We start from the raw sequence: 10,904 nt of genomic DNA on the forward strand, positions 1-10,904 counted from the left end.
GAAAATCCCTCTTGTCCCCCAGGAGGGATTTTCTATTTCTAGGCCGATTTGTCCAGAAAATCTTGGAGGGCTTGAACCGCAGCGTCCGTTTCTTCTAGATGACTCATATGTCCTGCCTGCGGCAGGATGATGGTCTCCACGCGCGACTCCTGTTCCAGAAAAGAAACCTCCCTTTGCGCATCTACAGCCGGATCCAGCATACCCACCACAGCGAAGGCATTGGGTGAAGCGGTGAACAGCTCTCGGCGATCGGGACGATCCCTCATTCCCCTCATGGCCGCTGCAATTCCACGCGGATCGGTTTGAATGGCCCACTGGGTAGCTTGCTCAATCTCTGCGGATTTCTCTTCCCGCAAATCGGCGGCAAAAAGATTGCGAACGGCCTCCTTGATAAACATCACTCGACCCTCCTCAATGGCCTTGACGGCGCGGTCGCGTTGGACCTTTTTCTCCTCATTGTCTGGATAGGCGGTGCTGTGGTAGAGCATCAGCGCCTGTACGCGCTCTGGATAGCGCTCGGCATAGGCCAATGCAGTGTATCCACCCATAGAGTGACCAATGAGCCGGACGGGTCCGGTGATTTCGGCGTCGCGAAGCGCTAATTCCACGCACTCCGCCATGAAATCCATGCTGTGCGTATTGGAAAAGGAATCCGTATTTCCGTGGCCGGGGAGATCAATGAGGATGTGGGTGCCATCGAGCCGTAGGCTCTCCCAAAGCGGCGTCCACATCAAGCTGTGCTCTAGAAATCCGTGAATCCAAATGGTGGTTCCAGAGCCCTCGTAATCGGCGCGCAGGTAAGAGACTTCTCCCTCTCCAAGGGGATAGCGGTGACTGCTGGTGGGGAAAACAGCCATGGTTTAGGCGTTCATGTATTCCTCGATTTCTTCGACCTCTTTCGGGGCTCCTTCCGTGAAGTTGATCAGGCCATTTTCGGTGATCAACACATCGTCTTCGATGCGGATCCCGATGCCCTCTTCGAGGATGTAAATTCCCGGTTCGCAGGTAAAACAGTTGCCCACTTCCATTTTCACATCCCACAATCCGTAATCGTGCACATCCAGTCCCAAGTAATGGCTGGTTCCGTGCATGAAGTACTTCTTGTACGCCGGCCATTTGGGGTCCTGATTCTTGATATCGGTTTTATCAATGAGCCCCAAGCCCAGGAGCTCGGACTCCATGAGTTTACCGACTTCTTTGTGGTATTCGTGCAGCTGATTGCCCGGGCGCAGTAGGTCCAAGGAATCTTTTTGGACACGAAGCACGGCGTTGTACACGTCTTTTTGTCGCTGTGTAAATCGCCCATTTACGGGAATCGTACGGGTGATGTCGCTCTTGTAGTTGGCCAATTCACAACCGACATCCATTAAAAGGAGATCGCCATCCTTGCACTCTTGATTGTTCTCAATGTAGTGTAGGACACAGGCGTTGGCGCCGCTGGCAATGATGGGGTCGTAGCCAAATCCGCGTGAGCGATGACTCAGAAATTCATGGGCGAACTCCGCTTCAATTTCGTACTCCATAACGCCTGGCTTCACGAACTTCATTACGCGTTTGTAGGCTTGTACGTCGAGCGCACATGTAGCCGCCATCAAAGCTGTTTCTTCCTCCTGCTTGACGCCGCGAATTTGATGCATGATGGGGTTGGAGCGATCGAATCGGTGAAGGGGGTACTGCTCTTGAATCTTCTTGCGGAAGCGGTCATCACGCGTTTCCACTTCGTTGCTTTGACGCAGGTGTTCGTTTCCGTTGAGGTATACCACGGTCGCTTCCGACATGATGGTTTTCATAATGGTCTCGAACTGATCGAGCCACTGAATATTCTGAATGCCGCTGATTTCACGAGCGCGTTCCTTGGTGAGTTTTTCACCCTCCCAAATGGCGATGTGCTCGTTGGTTTCCTTCACGAACAGAATTTCTCTGTGACTTTCGTGGTAGGCGTCGGGGAAGAGCACCAAGATGGTCTCTTCTTGGTCAGCTCCGCTCAAGTAGAAGAGGTCGCTGTGCTGAATGAACGATCGCGTACCATCCGCATTGGTCGGGTAGATATCGTTGGCATTGAAGATGGCCACGGCATTGGGTTTGATCTGCGCAGTGAAGCGTTTTCTATTCTTGACGAACAGACTGGATGGGATGGGATCGTATTTCATAGTCTTTACTTTCAGAGGTAGTGAAGACAAATCTACAATTTGACCCCGCATTTCCATAGCCCTTCCGTATGCGTTTAGAAGCAGTCTATATTAGCCTTGAACCTATTTTACAAAGCCGATGTTTTGTATCTCGAAGGGTCACGCCGTACATTTGCGTGCAAAGTGCTAAAAACCAACCCCAATGAGTAACTCTGGATTGCTAGGATCTTCGTTAGTCAAAAAATATTGGATGGCCGCGACCGGCCTGTTCCTCTGTTTGTTTTTGATCGGCCACTTGGCCGGAAACTTACAGCTCTTTATCCCCGGATATGAAGGCAAGCTGGCCTTCAATGAATACGCGGTTTTCATGACCACGAACCCGGCGATCAAATTGCTTTCATACTTGACTTATTTCTCTATTCTCTTCCACGCGGTGGATGGAATCCTTCTGACTCGCCAGAACCGGGCAGCGCGGCCTGATCGCTACGTGATGGAGAAGTCTTCGGTCAACAGTAACTGGAGTAGCCGCAACATGGCCTTCTTGGGCATTATTACGCTGGCTTACATTGTATTTCACATGGCCGATTTCTGGTATGAGTACAAATTCGGTGAGATGGCCTACATGACCAACGAATCCGGATGGGTTATGACCAAAGAAAGCGTTGCTGTTGAAGCTGGAGTAGTTCGTGATGGACACGTTTTCGATACGGCCGGAATGGATATGGGTCCAGCAATGAAGGATCTCCACGGAGAGGTGGTAGAGGCCTTCAAGGTGTGGTGGATTGTCTTGGCCTATGTGATTGGAATGATCGCTATTGCTTTCCACTTGTGGCACGGCGTACAGAGCGCTTTCCAGTCTATTGGAGTCAACCACGAGCACTACACACCGACCATCAAGAAAGTGGGCGCGGCCTTTGCCGTAGGAGTACCGGTTCTTTTCGGACTCATCCCGGTTTACTTGTTCTTTGTTTAATCTGAAGCATCCGACGATATGAAACTCGACGCGAAAATACCTGAAGGGCCACTGGCAGATAAGTGGACCATCCACAAGAACAATATTCGACTGGTGAACCCAGCCAACAAGCGCTTGATCGATGTCATCGTGATCGGAACCGGATTGGCTGGTGGATCAGCGGCAGCTTCCTTGGCGGAGATGGGCTACAATGTGAAGGCCTTCTGTTTCCAAGACTCTCCTCGCCGTGCGCACTCGATTGCCGCACAGGGAGGGATCAACGCAGCAAAGAATTATCAGAACGACGGAGACTCGGTCTACCGATTGTTCTACGACACCATTAAAGGTGGCGACTATCGCTCACGAGAAGCGAACGTTTACCGCTTGGCAGAGGTGTCCGCTAATATTATTGACCAATGTGTGGCGCAGGGGGTTCCTTTTGCCCGCGAATACGGAGGTCTCTTGGACAACCGCTCCTTTGGTGGGGTTCAGGTAAGCCGTACGTTCTACGCCAAAGGACAAACCGGACAGCAATTGTTGCTGGGCGCTTACAGCGCGATGAGCCGCCAAATCGCCAAAGGAAAAGTGGCGATGTACAGCCGTCACGAAATGTTGGACGTGGTCATCGTCGATGGTAAAGCTCGCGGAATCATAGCCCGTGACTTGGTCTCTGGAGAGATCGAGCGTCACTCAGCGCACGCCGTAGTCTTGGCCTCTGGTGGTTATGGAAACGTTTTCTTCTTGTCGACCAACGCCATGGGGTCCAACGTGACCGCGGCTTGGAAAGCACATAAGAAAGGAGCGGCTTTTGCCAATCCATGCTACACACAAATTCACCCGACCTGTATTCCGGTTTCTGGAGACAATCAGTCGAAGTTGACCTTGATGTCGGAGTCCCTACGGAACGATGGTCGAATTTGGGTACCGGCAGATGCCGACGATGCTAAAGCCGTGCGAGAAGGCTCGCTTAAGCCAACTGATATTCCAGAAGATCGAAGAGATTACTACTTGGAGCGTCGTTACCCGAGCTTTGGTAACCTAGTGCCTCGAGATGTAGCCTCGCGAGCAGCCAAGGAGCGCTGTGATGCTGGTTACGGAGTAAATCAAACAGGCGAAGCGGTATTCTTGGACTTTAGTGATGCCATCATGCGTTACGGAAGCACGGAGGCCCATGTTCGCGGTATGCACAACCCATCCGATGATGAGGTGCGCAAACTCGGAAAAGAAATCGTTGCGGCGAAGTACGGTAACCTCTTCCAGATGTATGAGAAGATTACCGATGATAACCCGTACGAAACACCGATGAAAATCTATCCAGCGGTTCACTATACCATGGGAGGTGTATGGTGTGACTACAACCTGATGACTACGGTTCCAGGATTGTACGCCACTGGAGAAGCCAACTTCTCCGATCACGGAGCCAACCGCCTCGGAGCCTCTGCCTTGATGCAAGGACTGGCGGATGGATACTTCGTACTTCCCTACACCATCGGTGAGTTTCTCGCTGATGATATCCGTACGGGACCGATCTCCACGGATAGCCCAGAATTCGACGAAGCCGAGAAAAACGTTCAAGGACAAATCGACCGCTTGGTCAACAATAACGGAACCAAGACGGTTGATCATTTCCACAAGCGCCTCGGAAAAATTATGTGGAACGAGTGTGGAATGGCGCGGAACAAAGAAGGCTTAGAACAAGCCATCAAAGACATCCAAGCTTTGCGCGATGAGTTCTACGCTGAGGTGCGCATTCCTGGTTCAGCCGAAGGCTTGAATCCTGAATTGGAAAAGGCCCTTCGCGTTGCTGATTTCTTGGAATTGGGTGAATTGATGTGTCACGATGCCCTAGACCGCGAAGAGTCTGCAGGAGGTCACTTCCGCGAGGAGTACCAAACGGAAGAAGGAGAGGCCTTGCGTCGCGACGATGAGTTCGCTTATGTCTCTGCTTGGGAGTATTCAGGAAATCCAAGTGAGCCGAACCTGCACAAAGAAGAGCTCGTGTTCGAGAATGTTGAGTTGAAGACACGTAGCTACAAATAAGAATTGGAAAAACACCAGATATGAATCTTACACTTCAAGTATGGCGTCAGAACGGTCCTAACGATAAGGGCCGAATGGAGGAGCACAAACTGAGCGGAATTTCTCCAGATCAGTCTTTCCTCGAAATGATGGACGTATTGAACGAGCAGCTCGTAGAGAGCGGAAAAGAGCCTGTGGCTTTTGATCACGATTGTCGTGAGGGAATCTGCGGTGCCTGTTCCATGTTCATCAATGGAGAAGCGCACGGACCTGGTCGTGGAATCACCACCTGCCAGTTGCACATGCGCTCTTTCAACGATGGTGATACCATCTATATTGAGCCATGGCGTTCAGCTGCGTTCCCAGTGATTAAGGACTTGATGACCGACCGCTCTTCGTTTGATCGAATCATCCAAGCGGGTGGTTTTGTCAGTGTGAACACCAGTGGAAATACCTTGGACGCGAATGCTATTCCAATTCCAAAAGAAGACGCAGATAAGGCCTTTGATGCAGCTACTTGTATTGGTTGTGGAGCCTGCGTAGCGACCTGTAAGAATGGGTCGGCGATGCTGTTCACCAGTGCGAAAGTCTCTCAGTTGTCGCTTTTGCCACAAGGTAAAGTGGAGGCATCGGACCGCGTCTTGAACATGGTGAAGCAAATGGACTTGGAAGGCTTCGGAAACTGTACCAATACGGGTGCTTGCGAAGTAGAATGTCCAAAAGGTATCAGCCTCGAAAACATAGCTCGCATGAATCGCGAGTACCTAGTGGCCGCCGTTACGGATTAAACGACCACGAATCGAGGTCTACATTACCTCCCGTTAGAATAAGCCCGACGCGTTTCCCACGAAATGTGTCGGGTTCTTTTTTGACCACCGCCAGCGGAACGGCGCAACTCGGCTCAATAATGATCTTCATCCGTTCCCAGATCAGGCGCATGGCCTCGAGGATCTCCACGTCGGTCACCAACACGATGCGCTCTAGCAAGGGGTGAAGCACGGCAAAGGTGTGCTCGCCCAAGGATGTGCGCAGGCCATCGGCAATAGTATGAGCCTCGTCCAACGGAATGATCTCCCCGGCCTTTAAGCTTCGGTAAGCATCATCGGCCCCAATAGGTTCCCCTCCGAGGACGCTGGTGTCCGGAGACCAGTAGTGGGCGCTCAGGCAAGTTCCAGCGGCCAGGCCTCCGCCGCCTACCGGGGGGATGATGTAATCCAAGTCGGACACCTCTTCAATGAGCTCCTTGGCGCAAGTCGCTTGTCCGGTGATGGTTCGAGGATCATCAAAAGGGTGTAGGAAGTAGGCTCCGGTTCGCTTTTGAACCTCGGCCAAATAGGACTCTCGGGCCTGAAGGGTAGGGGGGCATTCAATGACCTCTGCACCGTATCCCTTCACCGCTCTTTTCTTGACCTCTGGGGCATTGGAGGGCATCACGATATAGGCAGGAACGCCGTATTGTTGTGCGGCCCACGCGACGGCCTGGCCGTGATTTCCGGAGCTGTGGGTACAAAGCCCCGCGGCTCGTTCTTCATCACTCAGGCTATCCGTAAAGTAGGTGGCTCCTCGGGCCTTGAAAGCCCCGATTTTTTGGAAATTCTCGCACTTGAAGAAGAGTTCAGCTTCGGTCATCTGATTGAGTGCTGAAGAAGTCAACACCGGTGTGCAGTGAATTTTAGGGCCGATGGCCTCGTGGGCTTTTTCGATATCAGAGGCGGAAATGGTCGGGGTGTATTCCATGAGGACCAAGCTAAGAACTATGGAGGAAAAACTATCTTAAGGGCATGAATGATTTTCCAGATTTGCGTTCGAAACTACCCAACGTAGGAACGACCATTTTTGCCACAATGTCGGCCATGGCAGCGGAATACAACGCCATCAACCTTTCGCAGGGATATCCGGATTTTCCGGTGGACCAAGGTCTCCTAGATGCTGTAGCCCAAGCGCTACACGACGGAGAGAATCAGTATGCTCCAATGCCCGGCTTGCCAGCGTTGCGAGAGGCCCTCAGTGCCAAGTACAAACACGACTACGGAATTGAGGTGGATCCCGATGGTGAAATCACGATTACTGCAGGGGCGACGCAGGCTATTTTCAATGCGATTACGGCCTTTGTCCGGGAAGGGGAAGAGGTCATACTTTTTACACCCGCTTATGATTGCTACGCTCCGACGGTCGAGCTGGCCGGAGGGGTGCCCAAGTACATTGCCCTTAAGGCCCCGGAGTTTGCCATTGATTGGGACGAGGTTCGCGCTCAGGTGTCCCACAAGACCCGAATGATTGTCATCAACAATCCGCATAACCCAACGGGAACGACCTGGAGCGAAGCGGATATGGGAGAGCTGAAAAAATTGGTGGAGCGCTACAACTTGATCGTATTGAGTGATGAGGTATACGAGCACATTGTTTTCGACGGCGAGCCGCATCGGTCCGTATTGGCTGACCCGGAGTTACGGGCACGATCGATAGCGGTGTTCAGCTTCGGGAAAACCTTTCACGCAACGGGGTGGAAGGTGGGCTATTCCATCGCGCCGCAGGCGCTGAATAAGGAAATCAGAAAAGTGCATCAGTATGTGACGTTTACGGTGCATCGGCCAACGCAGGTAGGGCTGGCGCATTGGCTTCAAGATCCGACTCATTGGACCGGAATTTCCGCGTACTATGAGGCTAAGAGAGATCTGTTTTTAAAGGAATTGGAGTCGAGTAAATTCAGCTTTTTACCGAGTTCGGGAAGCTATTATCAGGCCGTGGATTATTCGGCGATTAGCGATCTGGATGATGTGACGTTTTGTGAGTGGCTGACCAAAGAGGTGGGTGTTGCGGCCATTCCGGTAAGCGTGTTTTATCACACACAACCAGCAGGGCAACAAGTGGTGCGTTTGTGTTTTGCCAAGAAGGACGAAACCCTGATGGAAGCCTTGAATAAATTAAAAGCCTTGTGATGGGAGATTTGAATATTTCACTGATTCAATCAGCGCTCATATGGGAAGACCCTGAAGCCAATAGAACGGCACTCGGGGCCAAGCTGGAGGCTTTGCCACTGGAGACGGATGTGGTAGTGTTGCCCGAAATGTTTACAACGGGCTTCAGTATGACGGCAGGCCCGCTCGCAGAGGATGTGGACGGCCCGACTTTTAAATGGATGGCCAGCCACGCAGCACGGCTCGATGCTGCGGTGACAGGAAGCTTTCTAGTTCGCGAAGAGGGGGGTCTGTACAACCGATTGGTTTGGATGAATCCGGATGGCACCTACGAGGAGTACGACAAACGCCACCTATTTACGATGGCCAACGAACAGGCGCATTTTGAGGCCGGAGAGGAGCGGCTCATCGTTGAATTTCGCGGATGGAAATTTTGTCCCTTGATTTGCTATGATCTTCGATTCCCAGTATGGGCGCGAAACGGCTGGGACGCTGCGGCGGGTCCAGATTACGACGTTTTGCTCTACGTGGCGAATTGGCCTGAACGGCGCTCAAGCGCTTGGCGTCAATTGCTGGTAGCCCGAGCCATCGAGAATCAGTGCTATGTGGTGGGCGTGAATCGGGTAGGGCCCGATGGAAAAGACGTTCCGTATCGCGGAGATTCTGCCTTGATTGATACCATGGGCGATACCTTGGTCACTTTTGAACCGGGTGAGGAAAACGAAAAAACCCACGCCGTGAGTCGTGAAGACCTGACGCGGGTTCGAGAACGCTTGCCGTTTTTACCGGACCAAGATCGATTTGCGATCGGCTAGGTAGATGGGCATCGGCCCGTAGGGCCAGAAATTATTTCTCTTTGGCTAAGATGTAGTAGTGCGCGGTAACGCCATTGCGAACGGCCGCGTATGAGGACTCCAGTTCCCAGCCCATATCGCCTGCGGCATTTAGGGCTTCCATAGGGTCGCGAGCCCCTTCAATCCCCTCGCCAACTCCAGAGTCGAGGTTTCGAGGATCTCCGACAATCGTGAACCGATACTGCACTTCCTCGAACATGATCATGGACATTTTTTCCTGGTATCGAGGGTCACTCATTTCTTCCTGTGAAAAACTACCCATCTCCGCTCCATTGATCTCTATGCCTCGGACAACAAGGTATTCAATAGCTTCTGATTCTTTGGACTCACTGCGGTCCACTTTTCCTTTCTTCTGGGCAAACGTAGCCGTTGTGGCAAAGCACAACACCATCAGTACGATGACTCTTTTCATTCTTCTAATTTCAGGTTTAATTCGTATTCCAATTCCCAATTCGCACGGACCTCGAGGGTGGTCTCACTGTAGAACACCCGCTCGCTAAAAACTTGCGTCCAGTAGTCTCCAGGATCCCATCTTCCGTTTTGGTTTCGATCTTCAATCATCCTCAATCGAAACTGTCCGGGCGGAAGGTCCCGAAAAGTACTGATTTCTTTAGTCTCGGCCTCCACGGCCGGATGCGTTCTTCGCGCGAGCAGTTCATTTTTCTCCGAGAGCAAATCGAGAATATAAGGGTGACTCGATGAAGTGGTCCACTGGACAATGAGGATACCGAGTTCATCGACCCGTGGATAGGTTAGGGTGGCCGTAAGGGTGTCTTGGATGGAATCCCTCACGGTCCCGGCGGCGTTGGGAAGCACTTCCACTTGATAAACGGTGCCGTATGCACGTTCGACATAGGCCTGGTAACGGAAGGCGTCGGTTTGTGCCCAAGTCAGTTCTTGTTCAATGCTGTCGGCGGTCATTTCAATGACCTCTGGATTGAAGTAATTAATAGGTAGACTGTTGTATACTGTCAAGGTGTCGAAGGTATTCCACGTGCCTGTGCTCGGCAATAATTTCCAAGGCGTTTCGGGCAGCTCGCGTTCTTTCCAGGTGATTTTTGCGGTATCGATAACTGTATCCAATTGTACGGCGAACAAAAGGCTATCGTATCCGTGATCCGGTCTCAAGAAACCGAGCAGGGTGTCGGGGCGCAAGGGCACGGTGAAAAAGGTGTCGAGCGGGTTAATGGGTAAAGGTGTGACCGTCGGTCGTTCACCACCGACCGTGTAGAATTCAATGCTAATGGCTGTTTTCTGCCGAGCCTTTAGAAATGCGGGGCGATCACTAGGGACAAAGCTGCGCAGGGTAATACGGCCGGAATCACTAGGACTAATGGTCTCTGGGAGATAGGCGATTTCTTCGTTGGGCAGATCGTACAAGTAGTTGCGATTTCCGTCGACCAGGGTGAAGAGTTTATAGGTGTCGTGTCGTAGGTAGTCCAAGGTGAATAGGCCGGCGGCATCCGTCCTAGTGGCATAATCAGGACGTCGTAGTACGGGCAGAGAATCCCGTGGGATGCTCACTGTGTCCAAACCACCGTACAGCATGACCAAGGCACCTTCAACAGGCTTTCCCGTGTAGGCATTCTTCACTTCTCCTTGGAACACCAATGAATCGATAAAGGTCCCGGTGGAGAAAACGTACTTGAAATTGGTCGGGTTTCCTTCTGTGAGGTCAACAATGGATTCTCCAAAGTTCAAGGTGTATGTGGTGTTGCTCCTCAAGTCTTCTTGAAACTCGATGACCAGTGATTTTTTCTTCAAGTAGATGTCCGGTTGTTCCTTCATGGGCGGGGATATCAGCAATTGCTGATTCAACCCATTCAGTTGGATGTATTCATTGAAAGGAACCGTGATTTTTTTCGCAGAGAATTGAACGCTTCCGAGTGGAGGCTGGGCTTCAAAAGCTTCTGGTGGATCGAGATCCTTCGGACCACCTGAGGGACTTCCTGGCTGCGCACAGGAAAAGGTAAAAATGGCGACTATATATATAAGGACGCGTTTCACGGTGTCAAAAGTAGGATAACTTTCT

The 10,904-nt window shown here is 51.7% G+C and carries 10 protein-coding genes; 5 read left to right on the top strand and 5 right to left on the bottom strand.

Annotation, left to right across the window (positions count from 1 at the left end):
• Nucleotides 1–38: 38 nt before the first annotated feature.
• Both HZ996_04305 and HZ996_04310 read right to left on the bottom strand, forming a co-directional pair.
• Nucleotides 39–857: an alpha/beta hydrolase gene (locus HZ996_04305; GenBank protein QTN38396.1), complete on the bottom strand. Its 819-nt coding sequence runs from the start codon at nucleotides 855–857 to the stop codon at nucleotides 39–41.
• 3 nt (nucleotides 858–860) lie between these two features.
• Nucleotides 861–2,150 (bottom strand): aminopeptidase P N-terminal domain-containing protein, encoded by a 1,290-nt coding sequence (locus HZ996_04310; protein QTN38397.1) that lies wholly within the window; start codon nucleotides 2,148–2,150, stop codon nucleotides 861–863.
• Between the two features lie 181 nt (nucleotides 2,151–2,331).
• On the opposite strand from HZ996_04310, the gene HZ996_04315 reads away from it, so the two are divergent.
• From HZ996_04315 to HZ996_04325, 3 genes are read left to right on the top strand one after another with little or no spacing between them, the layout of a single operon-like run.
• On the top strand, nucleotides 2,332–3,102 hold the full coding sequence (locus HZ996_04315) for a succinate dehydrogenase cytochrome b subunit (protein ID QTN38398.1): 771 nt from the start codon (nucleotides 2,332–2,334) through the stop codon (nucleotides 3,100–3,102).
• A gap of 18 nt (nucleotides 3,103–3,120) precedes the next feature.
• Entirely contained in the window at nucleotides 3,121–5,121 is a 2,001-nt protein-coding gene (locus tag HZ996_04320) for a fumarate reductase/succinate dehydrogenase flavoprotein subunit (GenBank protein QTN38399.1), read from the top strand.
• A 20-nt stretch (nucleotides 5,122–5,141) separates the two neighbouring features.
• The gene (locus HZ996_04325) at nucleotides 5,142–5,888 is read left to right on the top strand and encodes a succinate dehydrogenase/fumarate reductase iron-sulfur subunit (protein ID QTN38400.1); all 747 of its coding nucleotides are present in this window, start codon (nucleotides 5,142–5,144) and stop codon (nucleotides 5,886–5,888) included.
• Here the strand turns inward: HZ996_04325 and HZ996_04330 are convergent.
• Nucleotides 5,878–6,837, bottom strand: coding sequence for a threonine/serine dehydratase (locus HZ996_04330; GenBank protein ID QTN38401.1), 960 nt, complete (start codon nucleotides 6,835–6,837; stop codon nucleotides 5,878–5,880). The two genes, HZ996_04325 and HZ996_04330, sit on opposite strands and share 11 nt — an antisense overlap.
• Before the next feature lie 44 nt (nucleotides 6,838–6,881).
• Between HZ996_04330 and HZ996_04335 the strand changes: the two genes are divergently transcribed.
• Both HZ996_04335 and HZ996_04340 read left to right on the top strand, forming a co-directional pair.
• Entirely contained in the window at nucleotides 6,882–8,039 is a 1,158-nt protein-coding gene (locus tag HZ996_04335; GenBank protein QTN38402.1) for an aminotransferase class I/II-fold pyridoxal phosphate-dependent enzyme, read from the top strand.
• Nucleotides 8,039–8,833 carry an amidohydrolase gene (locus HZ996_04340; GenBank protein ID QTN38403.1) on the top strand — a complete coding sequence of 265 codons (795 nt, stop codon included), beginning with the start codon at nucleotides 8,039–8,041 and terminating at the stop codon, nucleotides 8,831–8,833. The genes HZ996_04335 and HZ996_04340 overlap by 1 nt, the downstream gene beginning before the upstream one ends.
• 31 nt (nucleotides 8,834–8,864) lie before the next feature.
• Here HZ996_04340 and HZ996_04345 read toward each other — a convergent pair whose 3' ends face one another.
• Nucleotides 8,865–9,284, bottom strand: coding sequence for a hypothetical protein (locus tag HZ996_04345; protein ID QTN38404.1), 420 nt, complete (start codon nucleotides 9,282–9,284; stop codon nucleotides 8,865–8,867).
• Nucleotides 9,281–10,879, bottom strand: a complete 1,599-nt coding sequence (locus tag HZ996_04350) for an Ig-like domain-containing protein (protein QTN38405.1) — start codon at nucleotides 10,877–10,879, stop codon at nucleotides 9,281–9,283. Before HZ996_04350 ends, HZ996_04345 begins: the two co-directional genes overlap by 4 nt.
• Nucleotides 10,880–10,904: the final 25 nt, after the last annotated feature.

The organism is Cryomorphaceae bacterium (genome assembly GCA_017798125.1).
In the GTDB taxonomy this organism is placed as follows: domain Bacteria; phylum Bacteroidota; class Bacteroidia; order Flavobacteriales; family ECT2AJA-044; genus ECT2AJA-044.

Excerpts from the sequence above, each read along its gene's own strand:
- HZ996_04305 (QTN38396.1), bottom strand. The coding sequence starts at position 857 with ATGGCTGTTTTCCCCACCAGCAGTCACCGCTATCCCCTTGGAGAGGGA.
- HZ996_04310 (QTN38397.1), bottom strand. The coding sequence starts at position 2,150 with ATGAAATACGATCCCATCCCATCCAGTCTGTTCGTCAAGAATAGAAAA.
- HZ996_04315 (QTN38398.1), top strand. The coding sequence starts at position 2,332 with ATGAGTAACTCTGGATTGCTAGGATCTTCGTTAGTCAAAAAATATTGG.
- HZ996_04320 (QTN38399.1), top strand. The coding sequence starts at position 3,121 with ATGAAACTCGACGCGAAAATACCTGAAGGGCCACTGGCAGATAAGTGG.
- HZ996_04325 (QTN38400.1), top strand. The coding sequence starts at position 5,142 with ATGAATCTTACACTTCAAGTATGGCGTCAGAACGGTCCTAACGATAAG.
- HZ996_04330 (QTN38401.1), bottom strand. The coding sequence starts at position 6,837 with ATGGAATACACCCCGACCATTTCCGCCTCTGATATCGAAAAAGCCCAC.
- HZ996_04335 (QTN38402.1), top strand. The coding sequence starts at position 6,882 with ATGAATGATTTTCCAGATTTGCGTTCGAAACTACCCAACGTAGGAACG.
- HZ996_04340 (QTN38403.1), top strand. The coding sequence starts at position 8,039 with ATGGGAGATTTGAATATTTCACTGATTCAATCAGCGCTCATATGGGAA.
- HZ996_04345 (QTN38404.1), bottom strand. The coding sequence starts at position 9,284 with ATGAAAAGAGTCATCGTACTGATGGTGTTGTGCTTTGCCACAACGGCT.